The organism is Nocardia terrae (assembly GCF_009760405.1).
Classification (GTDB): Bacteria; Actinomycetota; Actinomycetes; order Mycobacteriales; family Mycobacteriaceae; genus Nocardia; species Nocardia terrae.
This window is the reverse complement of sequence record NZ_WRPP01000005.1, coordinates 393,104-412,400: the sequence shown is the minus strand read 5'-3', so window position 1 is coordinate 412,400 and position 19,297 is coordinate 393,104. Positions and strand designations below refer to the sequence as shown.

At 65.2% G+C, this 19,297-nt stretch carries 17 protein-coding genes; 10 read left to right on the top strand and 7 right to left on the bottom strand.

The window, feature by feature from the left end; genetic code table 11:
* Positions 1-5 precede the first annotated feature (5 nt).
* The 4 genes from GPX89_RS26020 to GPX89_RS26005 all read left to right on the top strand — a co-directional run bounded on the left by GPX89_RS26020 (position 6) and on the right by GPX89_RS26005 (position 4,410).
* Positions 6-1,643 (top strand): CocE/NonD family hydrolase, encoded by a 1,638-nt coding sequence (locus tag GPX89_RS26020; protein ID WP_157390270.1) that lies wholly within the window; start codon positions 6-8, stop codon positions 1,641-1,643.
* A 43-nt stretch (positions 1,644-1,686) separates the two neighbouring features.
* The gene (locus tag GPX89_RS26015) at positions 1,687-2,877 is read left to right on the top strand and encodes a CE1758 family FMN-dependent luciferase-like monooxygenase (RefSeq protein ID WP_157390269.1); all 1,191 of its coding nucleotides are present in this window, start codon (positions 1,687-1,689) and stop codon (positions 2,875-2,877) included.
* A gap of 78 nt (positions 2,878-2,955) precedes the next feature.
* A complete protein-coding gene (locus GPX89_RS26010; RefSeq protein ID WP_407939490.1) occupies positions 2,956-3,705 on the top strand; it encodes a CE1759 family FMN reductase in 750 nt (249 codons plus the stop codon).
* A gap of 132 nt (positions 3,706-3,837) precedes the next feature.
* Complete coding sequence (locus tag GPX89_RS26005; RefSeq protein ID WP_328602330.1) at positions 3,838-4,410, top strand: NADPH-dependent FMN reductase; 573 nt, start codon at positions 3,838-3,840, stop codon at positions 4,408-4,410.
* A gap of 4 nt (positions 4,411-4,414) precedes the next feature.
* Here the strand turns inward: GPX89_RS26005 and GPX89_RS26000 are convergent, their stop codons facing one another.
* Positions 4,415-5,077, bottom strand: a complete 663-nt coding sequence (locus tag GPX89_RS26000; RefSeq protein WP_157390267.1) for a TetR/AcrR family transcriptional regulator — start codon at positions 5,075-5,077, stop codon at positions 4,415-4,417.
* A gap of 136 nt (positions 5,078-5,213) precedes the next feature.
* Here GPX89_RS26000 and GPX89_RS25995 point away from each other — a divergent pair, with 136 nt between their 5' ends.
* The 5 genes from GPX89_RS25995 to GPX89_RS25975 all read left to right on the top strand — a co-directional run bounded on the left by GPX89_RS25995 (position 5,214) and on the right by GPX89_RS25975 (position 10,607).
* Positions 5,214-6,347 (top strand): VOC family protein, encoded by a 1,134-nt coding sequence (locus GPX89_RS25995; RefSeq protein WP_157390651.1) that lies wholly within the window; start codon positions 5,214-5,216, stop codon positions 6,345-6,347.
* A complete protein-coding gene (locus GPX89_RS25990) occupies positions 6,344-7,282 on the top strand; it encodes a fumarylacetoacetate hydrolase family protein (protein ID WP_157390266.1) in 939 nt (312 codons plus the stop codon). Before GPX89_RS25995 ends, GPX89_RS25990 begins: the two co-directional genes overlap by 4 nt.
* Positions 7,279-9,195, top strand: coding sequence for an acyl-CoA synthetase (locus GPX89_RS25985; RefSeq protein ID WP_157390265.1), 1,917 nt, complete (start codon positions 7,279-7,281; stop codon positions 9,193-9,195). The genes GPX89_RS25990 and GPX89_RS25985 overlap by 4 nt, the downstream gene beginning before the upstream one ends.
* Positions 9,195-9,554: a DoxX family protein gene (locus GPX89_RS25980; protein ID WP_157390264.1), complete on the top strand. Its 360-nt coding sequence runs from the start codon at positions 9,195-9,197 to the stop codon at positions 9,552-9,554. Before GPX89_RS25985 ends, GPX89_RS25980 begins: the two co-directional genes overlap by 1 nt.
* Before the next feature lie 324 nt (positions 9,555-9,878).
* The gene (locus GPX89_RS25975) at positions 9,879-10,607 is read left to right on the top strand and encodes a 1-acyl-sn-glycerol-3-phosphate acyltransferase (RefSeq protein ID WP_157390263.1); all 729 of its coding nucleotides are present in this window, start codon (positions 9,879-9,881) and stop codon (positions 10,605-10,607) included.
* 84 nt (positions 10,608-10,691) lie between these two features.
* On the opposite strand, the gene GPX89_RS25970 is transcribed toward GPX89_RS25975, so the two are convergent.
* The 4 genes from GPX89_RS25970 to GPX89_RS25955 all read right to left on the bottom strand — a co-directional run bounded on the left by GPX89_RS25970 (position 10,692) and on the right by GPX89_RS25955 (position 15,318).
* Positions 10,692-11,348, bottom strand: coding sequence for a TetR/AcrR family transcriptional regulator (locus tag GPX89_RS25970; RefSeq protein ID WP_157390262.1), 657 nt, complete (start codon positions 11,346-11,348; stop codon positions 10,692-10,694).
* 5 nt (positions 11,349-11,353) lie between these two features.
* Positions 11,354-12,727, bottom strand: coding sequence for a cytochrome P450 (locus GPX89_RS25965; protein WP_157390261.1), 1,374 nt, complete (start codon positions 12,725-12,727; stop codon positions 11,354-11,356).
* Between the two features lie 234 nt (positions 12,728-12,961).
* Positions 12,962-14,731 (bottom strand): multicopper oxidase family protein, encoded by a 1,770-nt coding sequence (locus tag GPX89_RS25960; protein ID WP_157390260.1) that lies wholly within the window; start codon positions 14,729-14,731, stop codon positions 12,962-12,964.
* A gap of 194 nt (positions 14,732-14,925) precedes the next feature.
* Entirely contained in the window at positions 14,926-15,318 is a 393-nt protein-coding gene (locus GPX89_RS25955; protein WP_157390259.1) for a nuclear transport factor 2 family protein, read from the bottom strand.
* Between the two features lie 296 nt (positions 15,319-15,614).
* Between GPX89_RS25955 and GPX89_RS25950 the strand changes: the two genes are divergently transcribed.
* The gene (locus GPX89_RS25950; protein ID WP_157390258.1) at positions 15,615-17,105 is read left to right on the top strand and encodes a WS/DGAT/MGAT family O-acyltransferase; all 1,491 of its coding nucleotides are present in this window, start codon (positions 15,615-15,617) and stop codon (positions 17,103-17,105) included.
* Between the two features lie 62 nt (positions 17,106-17,167).
* Here the strand turns inward: GPX89_RS25950 and GPX89_RS25945 are convergent, their stop codons facing one another.
* Together GPX89_RS25945 and GPX89_RS25940 are read right to left on the bottom strand one after the other, a co-directional pair.
* Positions 17,168-17,545: a DoxX family protein gene (locus tag GPX89_RS25945; RefSeq protein ID WP_157390257.1), complete on the bottom strand. Its 378-nt coding sequence runs from the start codon at positions 17,543-17,545 to the stop codon at positions 17,168-17,170.
* 45 nt (positions 17,546-17,590) lie between these two features.
* Complete coding sequence (locus GPX89_RS25940) at positions 17,591-19,249, bottom strand: FAD-dependent monooxygenase (protein WP_157390256.1); 1,659 nt, start codon at positions 19,247-19,249, stop codon at positions 17,591-17,593.
* Positions 19,250-19,297 lie beyond the last annotated feature (48 nt).

Genomic DNA, 19,297 nt, shown 5'->3' with positions numbered 1-19,297 from the left:
AGACGATGACAAACAACAAGCCTGCGCTCGAATCCTTTGCGCTCCCGGCCGGAATCGTGGCCGAACGCGATGTCCCGGTGGAAATGCGAGACGGACGCGTCCTATCTGTCAATGTCTTCAGGCCCGAAGCTGCCGGGAAGTATCCGGTCATCTTCTCCTTCACTCCCTACGGGAAGGACGTGGGCCCGAAGGAAGGCTGGCTGGTTGCGGCCGGTGATCTGACGAGATTGGAGAATTTGCCCGAACTCGGTTCGGAACCGGGCCATATTCGAGTATCGGAGGCGACCTCCTTCGAGGCACCCGATCCTGCCTTCTGGGTGCCTGCGGGATATGTCGTCGTCATCGCCGACGTCCGCGGCTACTTCAAATCTCGCGGCGTCCCGGGAATATTCAGCAAGAAAGATGCCGCGGATTGCTATGACCTGGTCGAATGGGGAGCGCTGCAGCCGTGGAGCAGTGGAGACGTCGGACTCAATGGAGTCTCGTATCTGGCCATATCCCAGTGGTACACCGCTGCGCAACGGCCACCCCATCTCAAGGCGATGATCACCTGGCAAGGCGTCTCCGATCTGGTCCGTGACGTGCTCTTTCACGGCGGAATTCCGGAAACTCGATTCACCCGTGACTGGATGAAGGTCATGCGAGTGGGCGCGCGGTACCCCACTCCGATGCTCTATCCGCAGGTACTGTGGGTCGGGCAGAAATATCTCTTCGGGGTGGTCCAACGACTCTTTCCGGCGCCCGAAGTCGACAACATCGAGGTGCCTGCGCTCATCTGCGGGACGTGGTCCGATCAGGGCCTGCACACCAGGGGGAGCTTCGAGGGATTCTCCCGCATCCGGTCACAGCACAAGTGGCTGTACACGCATGGTCGTAAGAAATGGGAAGTCTACTACAGTGACGAGGGCCTTCAGGCTCAGAAGCAATTCTTCGATTACTTTCTCAAGGACATACCGAACGGCATGATGGACGTGCCGAGGGTGCGCGTCGAGGTGCGGGAGACCCGCGAGAAATACGATGTCAGATACGAGAACGAATGGCCTCCGGTCGGCACTCGATACAGGGAGCGGTATCTGGCACATCCGAATTCCTTGGTCGCTACGAAACAGTTGGACTCGGCTTCTGTCGGCTATGATTCCCGCTCCGGTACCGGTGTGCATTTCGATCTCCGGTTCGACGAGGACACCGAACTCACCGGCTACATGAAACTGAAACTCTGGGTCTCCGCTGCGTCGGGCAGGGATATGGATCTATTTGTCGGCGTCAAGAAGCTCGACGTCGATGGCAATGAGGTCTATTTCGAGGGTGGAGTCGCCGGTTTTGAAAAGGACATGGCGGCGACAGGCTGGTTGCGCGTATCGCAGCGAGAATTGGATCCGGCGCGGTCGAAGCCGTGGAAGCCGTATCTGAGCCATCGTCGGGCAGCCAAGATCCGGCCGGGAGACATCGTTCCGGTGGAGATCGAGATCCTGCCCTCCAGCACGCTGTTCAGAACGGGCGAAACACTGCGGTTGATCATCCAGGGCAGCGATATCTCCGGCAATCCCTCCGTGGGGCACACGATGCTCGTGAACAAGGGCAGACACCATATTCACTTCGGCGGCCGGCACGACTCGCATCTGCTGGTTCCGGTGATCGACTGAGCGTCCGGATCGCGGGCGCGGGACACGCTTGGAAGGTGAACTAATGCAATTCGGAATCTTCTCGGTCAGTGATATCACCCGGAATCCGGTCACCGGGTACACCCCGAGCGAGGCAGAACGGATCGACGCCATCATCCGGATCGCCCAGAAGACGGACGAGGTCGGGCTGGACGTGTTCGCGATCGGCGAGCACCACAACCCGCCATTCTTCTCCTCGTCGCCGACCACCCTGCTGGCGAACATCGCGGCAATGACGAATCGGATCGTTCTCAGCACGGCGGTCACGCTGATGACTACGAACGATCCGGTGAAGATCGCCGAGGACTACGCGATGCTCCAGCACGTTTCCAAGGGCCGCATGGATCTCATGATCGGTCGCGGCAACACGGTCCCGGTGTACCCCTGGTTCGGCAAGGACATCCGGCAAGGACTGCCACTGGCTCTGGAGAACTACAACCTGCTGCACCGGCTCTGGCGCGAGGATGTCGTCGATTGGGAGGGCAGTTTCCGTACTCCGCTGCAGGGGTTCACCTCTACTCCACGCCCACTCGACGACGTGCCACCGTTCGTGTGGCACGGATCCATCCGCACCCCCGAAATTGCCGAGCAGGCCGCGTTCTACGGGAACGGATTCTTCGCCAACAACATCCTCGCCCCCAACTTCCACTTCCGCCCGCTGGTCGAGTTCTATCGGGAGCGGTTCGAGCACTACGGCCACGGTACGAAGGAACAGGCGATCGTCGGTCTCGGCGGGCACGCCTTCATCGCCGAACGCTCACAGGACGCGATCGCCACCTATCGTCCCTACTTCGAGGGTTCCCCGATCTACGGCCGCAGCTACTCGCTCGAGAGCTACATGGCCGACACCCCCATGAGCGTCGGCAGCCCGCAGCAGATCATCGACAAGACCCTCACCTTCCAGGAGGGGTTCGGCGACTACCACCGTCAGCTCTGGAACATCGACGCGGCCGGACTGCCGGTGGAGATGGCACTCGAACAGGTCGAGCTGCTCGGCGCCCAGGTCGTGCCGGTGCTGCGCAAGGAGATGGAAGCCCGACGCGCACCAGATGTCGGCGACGCGCCCACCCACGCGAGCCTGGTCAGGGCCAAATACGGTGACAGTGAGCCGCGTCAGCCGCGTCCCAACCCCAACCGCGGCGACAACGTGACGGGCACTTCGCCGTATCAGGACAGCGGCCCCGATCTGGTCCCCAACTTCCCGCAGTCGCTCTGATCCAGCTGGAGCCATCCACTTAACACCGACCGGAGGTCCACTCCTATGACAGTCAACATTCCAGGATCCCTCCCGGCCGTGCCTCCGGCGACCTGGACGACGCTCCCGAAGCGAGCCAGGCTCGTCGTCCTGAGTGCGGGGGTGAGCGATCCGTCCTCTACACGGCTGCTCGCCGACCGCCTGGCGCAGAAGAGCGTCGAGCAGCTGCATCGAGCGGGTGTGTCAGCGATGGTCGACACCATCGAGCTCGGCCCGCTCGCCGTCTCCATCGCCCACGCGACGACCGCCGGCTTTCCCGATGAACAGCTCCAGAAGGCGATCCGCTCGTTGGCCGACGCGGACGCCGTGATCGCCGCGACTCCGGTCTACAAGGCGGGAACCAGCGGCCTGTTCAAATCTTTCGTCGATGTGCTCGACAACGACTTGCTGGTCGCCAAACCGATCTTGCTGGCCGCCACTGCCGGGACTTCCCGGCATGCGCTGGTCGTCGACGACCAGATGCGGCAGCTGTTCGCGTACATGCGGACACTCACGCTTCCCACTGCGGTCTTCGCGGCTCCCGAGGATTGGGGAAGTGCCGAACTCGGCACCCGGATCGAACGCGCTGCCAACGAGCTTGCGGCCCTGGTCCGTTCGGGAGCCGGGTCGCTGATCACCGAGCAGGCGTGGAACAGCTACCAGCACGAATTCGACAGTAACGCCGCCCGGCCCACCCAGGGCTCGACGAGCATCGACGTGAACACAGCGCTCATGCGACTCGCTGCCGGAGGAGCCATCCCGCGGTCCGTGTACGACGGCGAGGTGGACTCCGACGACTCCGCCGCCTGATGCTGTCGTGCCGGTTACAGGATCGCACTGACCGTGTGACGACGTCTCACCCCGTTGGTCGTAAGGCGCCACAGCGCGGGGATCAACCGATCCTCGACCACCGGGGGAGACGACCTATGAAAAGGAGAAATCGTGAGTACATACCGCGTCGGATACATCATCGGCAGCCTCTCGCGGAAATCGATCAACCGAACGCTCGCGAAGGCGCTGATTCGCTTGGCGCCCGAGGAACTGGAGTTCGTGGAGATCGGCATCGGTGACCTTCCGCTCTACAACCACGACTTCGACCTGGACTACCCACCCGAGGGCCGGGCGCTGAAGGACGCCATCGCCTCGGTGGATGCGATTCTGTTCGTCACGCCCGAATACAATCGCTCGATCCCGGGCGCGTTGAAGAATGCCATCGACTGGGCGAGTCGGCCGTGGGGGAGCAACTCGTTCACCCACAAGCCGTCGGCGGTGATCGGGGCTTCTCCAGGCAAGATCGGGACCGCGGTGGCTCAGCAGAGTCTGCGCAGCGTGCTCAGTTTCTGCAATTCTCCGCAGATGAATGCACCGGAGGGCTACATCCAGTTCAGCCCTGAGGTATTCACGGAGGAGGGGGAGGTGCTCGATGACACCACCGCGCGGTTCCTCCGTGACTTCATGGACGAGTTCGCCGTCCACATCGCGCGAGTGTGCACGGTCCTATCTGCTCAGCGCTGATCGGTCAGGCGGCGGTGCCGTTCTCCGGCACGGAGTCGAGGGCCGGCAGGGGCTGCCGGGAGATCCTGTGCGCCTCGCCGGCGGGTAGGCCGAACATGCGCAGCAGGTCCTCGGCAACCTGGTCGCTGGCCTCGGCGTCGTCGCGGTCTGGCTGATCGTGCAGGAGCTGGCCCAAACACAGAGCGGCGCCGGTGACGACGGCCATCGCAAGTTCGGGATCCCCGACCTGGAATCGGCCCGCGCGTGCTGCGGCGTCGATATCGCGGCGGGCGCGTGGGGCGAGCCCCCTTTCGGAGGCCGCGAGGGCGAACCCATTGTTGAGCAGGACCTTGCTGAGGGTCGGATTTCGGCGGTGCAGTCGGCCCGTCAGGCGGAAGCTCTGGGCGAACACCTGGGCGGGGTCCTCGAGGTCTTCGCAGAGCTGGTCGAGGACCGCGCCGTGGCGGTCGAGAGCTTCCTCCACGGCAGCCTCGAACAGTTCCTCGCGACTCTGGAAGTGGTTGTAGAACGAGCCCATGCCGACGTCGGCGGCCTGGGTGATCTCCAGGATCGGCGCGTTGCCCTTGCCGGCCGCCAGAAGGGCTTGGGCCGCGCTCACGAGCGCGGCCCGGGTGCGTGCCTTGCGGCGTTCCAGGCGGTTGGGTTCCGAACCGGTGTGTCCGGCCATCGCTGTCCACCCCTTCCATGACGTGTCCGGGAGCCAGCGTAGCTCACTCGGTCAGTATTGACGAATTCTTCAGATTCACTTGACTGAGAATCGGTTCGTGAGTGACGATATCGTCAGTAAGTGGAAGGAGTGGTCGATGAACGGCCATCACGACGTGCACAGCGGCCTGCACAGCGAGCAAGGCGCGCTTCAGGGGGAACATCCCGGCCGGATGCGCGATCCGGTGGTCAAAGTGCTCGACCTGGCCTGGCTGGAATTCGAGAAGCCGGATCTGCAGCGCGCCGAGGTTTTCGCGCATGCTTTCGGCTTCACGACCGCGCTGCGCACGGCCGACGAACTGCAGCTGCGCGGCACCGATCCGGGTTCGCCGTGCGTGCTCATTCGTCGTGGAACCCGGTCGCGATTCGCCGGTCCGGCCTTCCGCGCCGCGGATTCCGCCGATCTGCTGCGACTGGCGGGCGCCACCGGGCCCCGCCCCATGCCGCTGCCGGAGTCGCTCGGCGGGATGAGCGTCAACCTGACGGACCCGAGTGGCCTGCGCGTGCGGGTGGTGGCGGACACCTACGACCTGCCCGCCCTACCAGTGCAGGAGCCGCACATCCTCAACGTCGGACACGCGCCGGCGCGGGTCAACGGGACGCAGCGCCCGCCTCGTGTTCCCGCGCGCGTGCAGCGACTCGGCCATGTGGTGGTGCAGACGACGAAGTACCGCGAGACGCTGGACTGGTACCTGCGGTATCTCGGCCTGATAGTCAGCGACTTTCTGTACTACCCGGGCCAGCGGCAGCGCGGTCCGGTGATGAGTTTCATCCGCTGCGACCGCGGCGGCACTCCGGCCGATCACCACACGCTCGCGCTGACGCTGGGGCCGTCCAACCGATACGTGCACTCGGCGTACCAGGTCTCCGATCTGGACGCGCTGGCCGCGGGCGGAGAGTTTCTGCGCGAGCAGGGTTATCACCGGTCATGGGGGATCGGCCGCCATATCCAGGGCAGCCAGATCTTCGACTATTGGCGCGATCCCGACGGATTCATGGTCGAGCATTTCAGCGATGGCGACATGTTCGACAACAGCCTCGAGCCGGGCTGGGCGCCGATGAGCGCGTCCGGGCTGGCGCAATGGGGCCCGCCCGCCACCAAGGATTTCCTGGGCATTTCCCCGGGGCGGGAATCGCTTCGGGAGCTGCGCGCGATCGTCGGCGCGCTGCGTGAGGACAACGAATTCGATCTCAGCCGCCTGCGCGGCCTGTTGAAAGTAGCCAACTCATGAGCATCTCCGTACTCCGCACCACCTACGACTGGTGGGTGCAGACGCCCGCCGGCGCGGCGCGGATCGATACCGACGCCGTCACGACCCGCGAGCTCCTGGCCGATCGGGCGGCAATCACCGCGGCCGCTGCGAGCTCGGATACTGTTGCGGTCGAGAGTCTTTCGCTGATCTCACCGGTCACCGCACCGTGTCGTGTAGTGGCTCAGATGACGAACTTCGTATCGCACGTCAAGGATTCGGGGATGAACCCGGACACTGTGCCTTTGACCTTCTTCCGCAAGAGCTCCGGGTCCATCAGCGGTCCCTATGACGATGTGGTGCGGCCCGCGCATGTGAAACTGCTGGACTACGAGGTGGAGATCGGGCTCGTCTTCGGGCGCGAGATGCCGGTGGGATCCGACATCGGCGCGGAGAACCTCGCCGACTACGTCGCGGGGCTGGTCGTCACGAACGACGTCTCCGCCCGCGATGTGCAGTTGCCGAAAACCCAGTTCTACGAGGCGAAGTCGTACCCGACCTTCACCCCGGTCGGTCCGGCTCTGGTCTTGCTCGACGCCGATGAGCTGAAGCGATTCAGCGATCTGCGGCTGCGGCTGTGGGTCAACGGCCGAGCGCGCCAGAACATGACGGTCGCCGACATGATCTATCGGCCGGTGGAAACGCTCCGGGAACTGACCCGCTTCCAGCGCATGGACTCGGGTGATCTGCTGCTGACCGGAACGCCGATCGGCACCGCGATCAGCGCCCCGCCCAAGCCGGTGCAGTTCATCGCGAATCTGCTTCCGCCAGCGGTCAAGTGGAAGATGTTCTTCGAGGGGCAGGCCAAGAACCCGAAGTACCTGAAGGACGGCGACGTAGTCGAGGTCGCGATCGGCACCGATGACGGTGCCATCGACCTGGGCCGTCAGCGCACGGTCGTGAGGTATGCCCGATGACCGAGAACTCGACCCTCGAGGACACTGCCGAGAGTCTGCTGTGGCCGGAATACCGGAATCCGGACGATCTGGCCGCGATCGAATCGGTGCCACTGGCCGCCCGTGGTTTGCCCGAATCGACATATGCGCTGTTGGCGCGCGCTGCGCGGAAGTGGCCGGAGCGGGTCGCCATCACGGTGCTGCCCGAGGCCGCGCGCTGGCGAGAACCGGTGCGGCGCAGCTTCTCTCAGCTGCTCGCCGACGTCCACCGATATGCGAACCTGCTGCGCGAGCTCGGGGTGCGGCGCGGTGACGCGGTCGCGCTGATCGCACCCAACTGTGCCGAGTTGATTCCGGCGACGCTGGCGGCGCAGCTCGCGGGGGTTGCCGCACCGATCAATGGCGGCCTCACCCACGCACACATCGCGGAGCTGCTGCGCCGCTCCGGCGCCAGAGTGCTGATCACGGCCGGACCGGACCTCGCTCCCGACGCGTGGGAGTCCGCACACGAACTCGCCTCTCGGGGCCTGCTGGACGCGGTGCTCGTGCTACGGCCCACAGCGGCCGCGAAAGATACGCTTACACCGTTGCCGCCGATCGACGGCGTGCGGATCGGGTATATCGATATTCTTGCGGGCGAACATGATTGGGCGACCTTCGCCGGAGAGCCCCCTGCCGCAAGTGATCTGGCCGCCCTCTTCCACACCGGCGGTACCACCGGGGTGCCGAAGCTGGCCGCGCACCGCCACTCCGGCGAAGTCGCCAATGCGTGGATGATCGCCGCGAATTCGATGCTCGACGAGGACGCGGTGATCTTCGCCGCCTTGCCGCTGTTCCACGTCAACGCTCTCGTCGTGACACTGCTCGCGCCCTTGTTCCGTGGGCAGTCGGTGGTGTGGGCGGGTCCGCTCGGCTACCGGGACCCCGCGCTGTACGGAGAGTTCTGGAAGATCGTGGCCCGCTACGAGGTCGCCGCGATGAGCGCGGTGCCGACGGTGTACGCGGTACTGGCGCAATGTCCGGTCGACGCCGATATCTCCAGCCTGCGGTACGCGATGGTGGGTGCCTCCCCGCTACCGCCCGCGGTCCGCGAGAGCTTCCAGAGTCACACCGGTGTGACCCTCGTCGAGGGATACGGCCTCACCGAGGCGACCTGCGCGACCGCGCGCAGCTTCCCGGATGCGGTGCGGCCGGGGTCGGTCGGACAGCGGATGCCGTACCAGCAGGTCAAGGTGGTTCGCGTCGCCGAGGACGAGGGCTGGGAGGTACTGCCTGCGGGCGAGACGGGTGTGCTGGTGATCGGTGGACCCACGGTGTTCGCCGGCTATGTGAGCGGCCACACCGGCCACAGCCCTGTGCTCGATGGGATGGGCACGGTGGTCGACGGCTGGGTGAGCACCGGCGATCTGGCCCATCTCGATGCCGACGGCTTCATTCATCTACACGGCCGCGCCAAGGATCTCATCATCCGCGGGGGCCACAATATCGACCCCGCGGTCATCGAGGACGCTCTGCTGGCTCACCCACAGGTCACTGCCGCCGGCGCGGTCGGCCGCCCGGACGCGCACTCCGGTGAGGTTCCCGTCGCCTATGTGACCGTTGCCGCGGGCGCGGACGTCACCGAGGCTGACCTGTTGGCATGGGCAGGGGACCGGGTTCCCGAGCGTGCCGCTGCTCCCAAGACCGTGACCGTGCTCGAGGCGTTGCCGGTCACCGCCGTCGGCAAGCCGTACAAGCTGGGTCTGCGTGCCGACGCTGTCCGCCGCGAACTGCTCGACGCCTTGGTGGGAACCACCGGAATTCGCAGTGTGGACGCCGCGGTCGAGGATGGTGCGGTGGTGGCGGCGGTCGAGCTCGAGGCGTCGGCCGACCGGCAGGTTGTCGAGTCGATCCTCGGCCGCTATGCAATCGGTTGGAAGATCGCGGTGCGTTGATGAGAAATGTGGTCACCGTGCTCGCGGGAGTGCTGGCGGCGGAATTTCTGACGTTCGGGGCGGCCAAACTGCTGGCCGTTCCGGCGATGCGGGAGCGGGCCGGGCACCTCGGCTTCTCCACCGCCTTCTACCGCGGTATCGGCGTTCTCGAGATCGCCGGTGGGAGTGGGGCGCTCATCGGCCTCGCCCGGCCCCGGGTCGGTGCGGCTGCGGGTATCGGGCTGGGTTCGTTGATGACCGGAGCCGGACTTGCCCATCGGCGCAACCACGACGATGTCGCCGCGCTCGCGCCGGCGGTCGGTACCGGTCTGCTCGTCGGCGCCTATCTGGTCGCGTTGGGGGCGCGGTGCTCGAGCTGATTCGAATACTGGTGCCGCTGTTCGCCCTCGGGTTCTCACCGATCCTGATTCCGGCCGGTGTGGAGATCGTCGGGCGCGTGCGGGACAAGCGGAAAGCGAAGGGAACCAGCGCAACCGAGTGCCGTGAGGACGATGACTGCACGCCGCCGTCCGGAAAGGATCCACGTCCGCAATAGCGCGATTCGTCGCGTCGGATATCGCCGAGAGCAGGAGAACGTGAGCGAAGACCACAGCACGGACAGTCGACCGAATGCCGTTCACGATGATCGGCGCGCAGGTGGGGACCAATCGCGGTTATCGGGCGGTGCCAAGGTGTTCCGTGGGATGATCGTCAACTTTATTCGCCGCTATCACCGACATGAGGTGCAGGTCGATGCCATGCTCCCAGCGGAACCGTCCCTGCTGGTCAGCAACCACGGTTTCGGTGGGGCGGCCGACCTCAATATCTTCGCCTTGGTCAGTGCGCTCGATGAACTCCACATTGACCGTGAGGTCACCTATCTGAGCCACGAGATCGCGTGGACCCTCGGGCTCGGGCCCTTCGTCGAGGCGTTGGGCTGTCGGCAGGCGAGCCAGGCCGCGGCCGAGGAAGCGTTCACCGCCGCTCGCCATGTCGCGGTGTTCCCGGGCGGAGACATCGAGGCGGCCAAACCGTGGCGTGACCGCAACCGGATCGTCTTCGCCGGACGCATCGGTTACGCCCGGTCGGCGATCGACCACGACGTTCCCGTCGTCCCGATCGTCACTGTCGGAGCGGGCGAATCGCTGCTCGTGCTGTCCGATGGACAGCGCTTCGCCAAGGCACTCGGCCTGCCGCGGCTACTGCGGGCCAAAGCGCTGCCTATCAGCATCTCGATCCCGTGGGGTCTCAATGTCGGACTCGTCGGCATGCTGCCCTACCTTCCGCTGCCCACGAAGATCACCACGGCGGTGCTCCCCGCGATGCGGCCGGAACCTGGCGAGGCGCCGGAGCACTTCGCGGTGCGGATCGAGACGGCGATGCAGGCCCGCATGGATACGCTTGTCGAGCAACGCATTCCTATCCTCGGTTGAGGATCGGCCGGGGGCCGGTACCGCCGGATGCACTCCAATCCCCTTGGCATCCGGCGGTACCGGTGACCGTGCGGGACAGCATTGTCACCTGCTGACGGGGGCTCGAATGGACAGGTCGAAATCGATGACCGTGCTCGCCTCCGCTGCCGCGAGCTGAATCAAGGCTCGCACGGCGGGTTCCACCCGCGCGACGAACGCGGACGCGGTGCCCGCGGATTCGGCTCCGCTGAACCATCCGACGGCCGCACCGGTGACGGCGCCGACGATCATCGAGGAATGGAGCATCACCTCCGCCTCCGCTCCACCGGATTCCTCGATGATCGTCGCTATCATGACCGCGACATCCTGTGCGGCCGACTGCCAGTTCTCGGTAGCCTGGACACCGGGGTTGTCGCCCATGAAGAGAAACCGGGCGACGTTCGGATGCCCGACGAGCAGTGCCGCGTATCCCGTCAACGCGGTGTGTACCAGTTCGCCGACGGTTCCTGGAGACCGACGCCGCGCGTCGGCCAACGCCGCACCGACGTCCCCGCGAGCGCGTTCGGCGATGGCGCCGGCCAAGGCGGATTTGTCTTTGAAGAATCGATAGATTGTGGGCTTGGGAACCCTTGCCTCGGAGGCGATTTCGCTCATGCTCACTTGCGGGCCGACGCGTTCGATCGCACGGATTGCGGCGGCTACCAGTTGCCGCCGCATTTCCTCGCGGTGCCCGCTCCAGCGGTCGGTTCGTGCGTCGCCCACCGTGATCAGCTTACCGGCTCGGAGGTCAGATCCAGTGCGGAGGAATGCCCGGAGCGGGCCGGTCGGCGCCGACGTAGCACCACTCGCCCGCCGCGTCGCGGGGCGAATGCTACCCCGCGGTCATGGGTCTTCTCGCCGGGCTCGGTGGTGGGGACGAGTTCGAAATCGCGGAGGAGGCAGCGCAGGACGACTTTCATCTCCATGTTCGCGAATTCCGCGCCGATGCATCGGCGATAGCCGCCACCGTAGGGCAGCCAGGTGGTGAAGTCCGGCCTACCGCCGTGGTAGCGGTCCGGATCGAATTTCTGTGCATCGGGATAGATCGCCTCGTCGGTCTGAATCAGGTCGGTGGCCACTACGATCTGGCACCCGCGCGGTAGTACCCACGGGCCGAGTCTCATGCTCGGAGCCCGTACTTGGCGGGCGGCGGCGGCGATCACCGGACGTTGGCGCTGGACTTCCCAAATTGTCGATTGCAGCAGCGTTTGGTCCTCGGTGTCGACGGCCGCGATCAACCGCGCGAGGACGTGTGGATGTCGGCGTAGGCGTTCCACCGCCCAGGCCAGGGTGGTTGCGGTGGTCTCATGCCCGGCGGCGAGCAGTGCGAACAACTCGTCGGCGATCTCGCTGTGCGACATGGGCTCTCCGTCGTCGTAGCGTGCTCGTAGCAGCAGCGACAGGATGTCGTCGCGCTCGTCGATCCGGGAATCGGCGAGGGTGCGGCGGATCAGCGAGGTGATCAACTCGTCGTATTCCCTTCGCAGCGCGGCGAATCGGACGGCCGGGTTGAGCCGGGATCTGCCCAGCGGAAGCGACGGCAGGAAAGCGAGTCGGGATGCCCGGGTAACCAGGTTCGGCATGATTTCCCGCAGCCGATCCAATTCCGCGCCTTCGGCACCGAATACCGCGCGCAGGATGACGTTCAACGTGATTCGCATCGTCGACGGCTGCAGCGGGAATTCCTCGCCTTCGGACCAGGTGCCGGCTTCGCGTAGAAACTCATCCTCGACAACGTCCTCGTAGACCCGCATCCGTTGGCCGTGCAGCGGCGGTGAAAGCAATCTCCGGCGGCGACGGTGCGGCTGTTGATCGAGGTTGAACAACGATCCCGGCCCGAGTACCCGGCCGAGGTTCGGCTGCGGCATGCCCGCGACGTCCGGGCCCGCGGCGAGCACTTGGCCGGCCAGCCCCGCGTCGGCCACGACGACAGCTCGGCCGACCAATGGCAGGCCGACGCTGAACACCGAACCGTACCGATGCCGCAGACTCGCCAGCCAGCGTCGGCGCCCGGCTATGAACAGCAGCGCTTGCAGTGCACGAGGCAACGGCGGCCCCGGAGGAAATACGGCAATCTCGTCGCCTGTCGTGATCGCATTCATCGGAAACAGTCCTTTCGGTACCGCGAGGGGAGCGGACGCGGTCGGATCGCACTGCGATTGCGGCAGATTCACGGCCGGGCGCCGCGGACCGCTACCGCCGGTATGCGATACCGACGGTACGAGTCTGCTCCTGCGGAGCTGGCAACCGCAAGAGCGATCTGGGATTCGATTGCCGCGAAAGGAGATCCGGGTAGGGCCGCCGCCCTGCTGTGCGTCGGCGACCGGGTGCTGCGACTACGCCCGCAGGTGGTAGCGCGACATCATGCATTCGTCCTCGTGATCGATGAGGTGGCAGTGCCACACGTAGCCCTGCGCTGTCGCTTGGTCGGTGTGCGCGTGACCGGCACGGGCCGGGCCGGTGTGAGGTGGGGCGGGGACGGGGAACGTCGCGTCGGGGTCGAATCCCAATTCGTCGGCGGTGGGGAAGGCGAAGGCCACACGCGTGACCATGCCGGCCGGACAGGTGATGGTGTCTTTCAAGCCTGTTTCCCATGCGTGCGGCGGTTGGGGATCGCCCTGGAGGAAGCGGTCGGGCTCGGGTGCCCAGTAGGTGCCGACGGGGGGAACCGGATTCGAAGCGAGGTATCCGATCGGGTCGAAGGCTTGGCGGTTGAGGATGCGGCCGTGGACGAGGTGCAGGTGCATCGGATGGGATTCCGGCGAGATGTTGACGAATTCCCAGATCTCGGTGGTTCCCTGGCGCGGTTCGGGAATCGGATCGTCTTGGTAGCAGAGGTTGTTCAGGGTATTGGTGAATGGTGGCCACGAGTGCGCGGGCCACTGGGTGAGAGTGATGACGCGACGTCGATCAGCGGTCGGTGCGGGCGGGAGGGCAGGGGATTGGCGTTTCCCGCCGCGCAGCGTGATCGGCGGTGCAGAGGCGAAGCCGGCGGTGCCGGTGCCGACGAACCGCATCAGGCTCGTGATGGTCTGGGCGCCGATTATCTGGGCGAAACCCGGCCCGTACTGAAAGCTGTTGATCAAATCAACGCTGTCTCCGGCGCCCAGGCCGGTGAAGTCGGCGACGATGTCGACTCGTTCGCCGGGCGCGATCTCCATCTCATCGATATAGGCGGGCTGGTCGAGTAGGCCACTGTCGTTGCCGATGACCCAGAACCTGGTCCGGTTCGAGAAGGACAGCCGGTATTCGCGGAAGTTGGACGCGTTGAGCACGCGGAAGCGATACATCCCGCGCGCCACGTCGAGACGCGGATGGACTGCGCCGTTGATGGTGATCAGGTCGCCGAGCATGCCGCCTTCCCAGCGCCCATCCTGAATCCACCGCACCGTGTGAAAGCGCAGCGAGCCGTCGTCGTTGAAGCGGCGATCGGCGATCGCCAGCGGCATTTCGAACTCGCCGCTGGGCAGGCCGAGAGTGTTGGCGGCGGTACCGGTGTCGTAATCGTCGCGTAGCAGGTACAGGCCGGCGAGCCCCGCGACGACATTGAGGCGGGTCAGACCCATGGCGTGGTCGTGGTACCAGAGGGTGGCCGCGCCCTGGCGGTTGAAGTGGCGATAGAATTTCGTCTCGCCGGGGCGGAAGGTGTCCTCCGCATGGCCGTCCATATCCGGCGGGGTGACTCCGCCGTGCAGATGCACCGAGACTCGCGGCGCGACCCGGTCCCGATCGGTCGTGTGATCGTCGATCGTCGTGTCGACATCGCCTGCGAACAGATGTGGTCCGAGCTCATTGGAGAACGTCAGCTCGATCGGTTCACCCGCGCGTGCTTCGATGGTTGGCCCCAGGTAGGGCGCGCCACCGTAGGACCAGGTCGGTGCAACACCGAGATCCCGGTGGAAGCGATGCGTGCCGGCGCCGACCGTCAGGGTCCGGCTGCCGCGAATGACCGGAGGGACGGGCAGCTCGTCGACGAACGGCTGCACTTTCGGGGACGGCGGCGCGACGGTGTCGACTGTCGGATCCGGTTGTGAGACAACCGGATCCGCCCCTGTGGTGGGTGCTCGGGTCGCTGCCCAGCCGCCGGCCGCCAGTGCGGCTGTCATGGAGAGAAAACGTCGGCGTCCCAAACGGCGGGGCTGGCGGGCCACGAAGCCTCCTCGGCGAGATCGTAAGTGAAGCGCTCGTCGAGGAGCCACCGTAGAACATTAAATGGACACTCGTCAATTTCTTGGTGACCTGTGTCAACCGGCTGGTGTCGGGGGTCGTGGTTGCCGATCCCTGGACGTCGTGCCCGGTGCTACTCCGGTTCCGTTGCCGCGGCAGCGAATACGGGGTTGATGTCCATGTAGATCCGGTAATCGGCGATGAGTCCGCTCCGGAGTCGGAATACGTTGGCGCACGGCAACTTCAGCTGAGATCCATCGTGGCGGCTATACGTGACCGCCATCTCGCAGACGACGGCGGCGTCGGGTTCACTCGTCGTCCACACCGCGAGCATCTCATGGGAGATCGACGCGAGAACGCCGCCCATTGCGGCGGCGTTGGCGGCGAAGGCATCGCGGCCGATCGTCGGTTCGGCGTTGCCGAACCGGAAGTGAACGTCTTGGGTCAGGAGGCCCGTTGCGGTCTCGATCCGACCGGCATCAATGGCGGCGAATAGCTCGCAGACGGTGTTTTCGTCAGCGTTCATCGCATCTCCTTCGGTGGTTGGTGGCGCCTTCGATCGGGTGCTGCACTGCAGGCAGCTTAGGGATGAATGTGACATGCGTCAATTAATATATTGGCTATTGACAACATGGATGCTCTATGGTCGAGATATACGGATCGCGCGATTGCAGTTTCGCTGCATCATCCCTTCGGTCGGCCGTCGAATCCGCCGGTCGATCGAATTATTGACGATTTCATACAAGTGTGATGAAGTTGTCAGCAGGTCGGGTCTGGTAGCCGATGGGGTCGCCCATGTGTGGGTGCCACCGACCATGCGCCATGGACGTCGCGGACGAATTCACCGTTGGGGGACGCGTAAAAGGGGAAATTGTGAGCCGTTCGCAAGAACGTAACCACCTCGAGGTCGATGACTCGTTCTGGATGTGGCTCGAATCGCCGGAAACGCCGATGCATGTTGCGGCATTGGCGATCTTCGAACCAGACGGTGAGCCGGCCACGGTGGTCGCGAAGCGGATCGTTATGGCCTTCAGGGATCGAACCGATATCGCGTCTCGGTTCCGATCATTGCTCGAGAAGCGGCGATTTCCGCGGCGGGCCCGCCGTTTGGGAGCCGATGACGTCGAGATCGATTTCCACCTGCGGCACAAGGCATTACCTGCGCCAGGCGGGGAACTCGAACTAGCGCAACTTATTTCACGCCTGCACTCGATCCAGCTCGATCTACGCCGACCGATGTGGGAAGTGCACGTGATCGAGGGGCTGGAGAACAATCGATTCGCTGTCTACATCAAGGTCCATCACGCACTCATCAACGGTGTCGACGCGGTGCGTCTCCTCGGCCGAGCTCTGGCCACCGACCGCGAGTCCGGGATTCCGGATCCGGTTTGGGTGATGGGTCGGCCGTCGCGGATCGCTTCGGTCGCAGACGGCGCCCGCGTCCCGGTACCTCGGTCGAGCAGGGTGCGCCTGCTGGCCGCATCGGTGAAGGCCGCCAACGCATTACGGAAGGCGCGCCGTACGGATTCACCACTGGTCGGACCATTCGTGGCGCCACGCTCGCCGCTGAACACGGTGGTCGGGCCGCAACGGCGCGTGTGCACGGCATCTATCGATCTGAGCAGAATCAAGAGGCTGGCGAAGGTCAGCCGAACGAGTGTCAACGACGTCGTGCTCGCGTCGTGTTCGGCGGCACTGCGACGGTATCTGCTCGATAGCGAAGGGTTGCCGGACAGACCCATGATTGCGGGGTGCCCGGTCTCGATCGCTCCGCAAGGCGCGTCGCCGGATAGTTCGGTGGGCATGATGCTCGCGAATCTGGCGACCGACGTAGCGGATCCCGTCGACCGGCTGCAGGCGATATCCCGGTCGGTGCGTGCGGCGAAGGAGCATCAAGCGACCGTGCCGCACGGCGCGCTGGTCGCCTACTCGATCCTGGCCATGCTGCCGCACACCCTCCGGCAGCTCGTTCCTGGCGCGGTCGAACGCATTCCGCCCATGCACAACCTGATCATCTCGAATGTGCCGGGACCCCAGCAGCCCTTGTATCTTGCCGGTGCGCGGATGGTCGGTCTATACCCGCTGTCGTTGCTGTTTCAGGGTGAAGCGCTCAATATCACGCTGGTGTCGCAAGCCGGCAGGATGGACTTCGGTTTCACCGCGTGCCGCAGCGCGCTCCCGAATGTGCAGCGCCTCGCCCGCTATCTCGAAGACGCGGTCGACGAGCTGGAGGCGGTTGTCGAGAGCGGTCACAGCGATGGTCCTGACCGACGAGTTCGAACCGCTCGCGCGTTGTCCGACGATCGCCGGTGAATTCGGTGGTGTGGGCGGATCCCGGACCGGGTCCGCCCACACCACCGGTTGGAACCGGGAGCTCAGTAACTCGAATACGGTCCGAACCGTCCCCATGCCACGACGATGGCCATAACCGCCAGCAGTACATTGACGACCAGCTTGGAGTACTCGCCCTTCCTGACATGAGTCACCAATGCGCCGATCATCGTGATGACGAGGCAGACGGCGGCGATGGGGGTCAGGATCGGTGCCACGTCGATGGCCGGCGGGATCACCAGTGCGATCGCGCCGAGTACCTCGGCCGCACCGAGGGGTTTGAGTAACAGCGCGGGGAAGTCCTCGACCCAGTTGCCCAGGGTCGTCGCGAGTTGGTCGCGGGGGAGGATGATCTTGGTCGCGCCGGCCGCGGCGAAGCCGAGAGCCAGCACGATCTGTAGGGTCCAAAGCAGTGCGTTCATGGTTGCCGGCTCCTGATTTCGGGTGAGTTGGTATCGGGCAATCGATTACGCATCGACGGGCAATGCGTCGGCTGTGTTCGTCCCGCGGACGCGGGCGATGATCTCCGCCGCGTTCGTGGTGTCGGTGCCGCTCCAGGCGATATGCAGATCCGGGCGTACCAGGACGATCCGGTGATCGTAGAGGGCGGTGAGCGCGGGATCGGTCAGTGCGACATAGCGGGTGGGCACACCCGCTCGCTCGGCCTCGAGCAGCAGTAGTGCCGTTTGGTTGGGGTCGCCGAGCGCGTCGACAACGGTGAACTGGGGACCGAACCGGTCGAACAACGTTGTCCCATCGTCGAAAATGACATTCGGCGCGTGGTGGCCGGGTCGCACGGTGGGGACGAACCGGCGACGGTCCCAGTTCGGGGCGGCGCTGCCGTCGGAGACGACGACGGGCGAGTCGTCGTATCGGACATCCAATTCCACACCGAGACTGAGGTTCTCGGCGTCGTTGTCGGCCACGAATCGCGCGATCTCTTCGCGATGGGTCCGCCCGGCCGCGCTGTCCTCGGTGATCAACCGCTGGTCGACCATGGCCCGGTACTGCAGGTGCACGACAGCGTTCTCCACCGCCGCGTTGCGGTTGCGTTCGCCGATCGGGCGTCGTTCGATTTCGTAGCTCGTCAAAAGCTCGGGCCCGCCCCAGCCGTTGACTACCGCCGCGAGTTTCCATCCGAGGTTGATCGCGTCACCGAGTCCGGTGTTCATGCCGTAGCCGCCGGTCGGGATCACGGTGTGCACCGCGTCCCCGGCGAGCAGGATTCGGTTCCGGCCGTAGGAGTCGGCCAGCAGTGCGTTCGGACGCCAGACGCTCGACGCCAGCACTTCGTCGATGGCGATCGGCCGACCCAGGGAGCGGGCGACGAAATCATGTGGATCACCGATGGGGTCCGGGTCCTCGACTTGTGCGCCGAGGTCCTGGTGCAGGGTCCAGGTGTCGATCTCGTTCTGCGCGATGAGGATCGCACCCCCGGGCGTGAACAGGTGCCAGAACTGGCCCAGCGCATGCAGATTAGTGAGATCCCGCGAGCGGAAATGCACGAGCCCGATGGTGAGGAAGTCCTTGGGGCCCTCCATTCCGATGCCCAGCTGGTTGCGGGCGCGGCTCGAGGCGCCGTCGCAGCCGACGAGGTAGTCGGCGTGAACGGTGAGCGTGCGCCCAGTCTCATCGGCCAGTTCGGCGACCACCTGACCGCCGACTTCGACGCAATGTTCCAGCCGCCAGCCCTGCCGCACATCGACGAGGGGATCGCGGTGGGCGCGGTCCATCATCATCGCTTCGAAGATCGCCTGCGAGCAGCGCTGCCACGGTTCGCCCGGCACGCTGCCATCGCCCACCGCGGCGAAGGCAGCGCGCTGTTCGGCTGCCGACGGCAAGCTCCATCGACCCAGTTCGGGACCGTCGAGACCGGGCGCGAAGATCACGTCGAAGGAGAACTGGGGACCCACCCCGACCGACCGTAACTCCTCATCCACGCCGAGTCGGCGCAGCAGTTCCATGCTGGCGGAGTTGGTGATGTCCATCTTGGGGAACGCGGTGGTGTGCTCGTTGCGCTCGGCCAGCAGGCTGGGCACGCCGTGCCGGGACAGCTCTGCGGCCAGCACCAGACCGGTAGGCCCACCGCCTGCGATCAATACCGGGATATGCAGCGGTTGTGACATGGGGACGACTCCTGTGGCTTCCGAATGTGTGAGCTGAACCATACGGCC

Excerpts from the sequence above, each read along its gene's own strand:
- GPX89_RS26020 (WP_157390270.1), top strand. The coding sequence starts at position 6 with ATGACAAACAACAAGCCTGCGCTCGAATCCTTTGCGCTCCCGGCCGGA.
- GPX89_RS26015 (WP_157390269.1), top strand. The coding sequence starts at position 1,687 with ATGCAATTCGGAATCTTCTCGGTCAGTGATATCACCCGGAATCCGGTC.
- GPX89_RS26000 (WP_157390267.1), bottom strand. The coding sequence starts at position 5,077 with ATGGCCGGACACACCGGTTCGGAACCCAACCGCCTGGAACGCCGCAAG.
- GPX89_RS25995 (WP_157390651.1), top strand. The coding sequence starts at position 5,214 with ATGAACGGCCATCACGACGTGCACAGCGGCCTGCACAGCGAGCAAGGC.
- GPX89_RS25990 (WP_157390266.1), top strand. The coding sequence starts at position 6,344 with ATGAGCATCTCCGTACTCCGCACCACCTACGACTGGTGGGTGCAGACG.
- GPX89_RS25985 (WP_157390265.1), top strand. The coding sequence starts at position 7,279 with ATGACCGAGAACTCGACCCTCGAGGACACTGCCGAGAGTCTGCTGTGG.
- GPX89_RS25980 (WP_157390264.1), top strand. The coding sequence starts at position 9,195 with ATGAGAAATGTGGTCACCGTGCTCGCGGGAGTGCTGGCGGCGGAATTT.
- GPX89_RS25975 (WP_157390263.1), top strand. The coding sequence starts at position 9,879 with ATGATCGTCAACTTTATTCGCCGCTATCACCGACATGAGGTGCAGGTC.
- GPX89_RS25965 (WP_157390261.1), bottom strand. The coding sequence starts at position 12,727 with ATGAATGCGATCACGACAGGCGACGAGATTGCCGTATTTCCTCCGGGG.
- GPX89_RS25960 (WP_157390260.1), bottom strand. The coding sequence starts at position 14,731 with ATGACAGCCGCACTGGCGGCCGGCGGCTGGGCAGCGACCCGAGCACCC.
- GPX89_RS25955 (WP_157390259.1), bottom strand. The coding sequence starts at position 15,318 with ATGAACGCTGACGAAAACACCGTCTGCGAGCTATTCGCCGCCATTGAT.
- GPX89_RS25950 (WP_157390258.1), top strand. The coding sequence starts at position 15,615 with ATGGACGTCGCGGACGAATTCACCGTTGGGGGACGCGTAAAAGGGGAA.
- GPX89_RS25945 (WP_157390257.1), bottom strand. The coding sequence starts at position 17,545 with ATGAACGCACTGCTTTGGACCCTACAGATCGTGCTGGCTCTCGGCTTC.
- GPX89_RS25940 (WP_157390256.1), bottom strand. The coding sequence starts at position 19,249 with ATGTCACAACCGCTGCATATCCCGGTATTGATCGCAGGCGGTGGGCCT.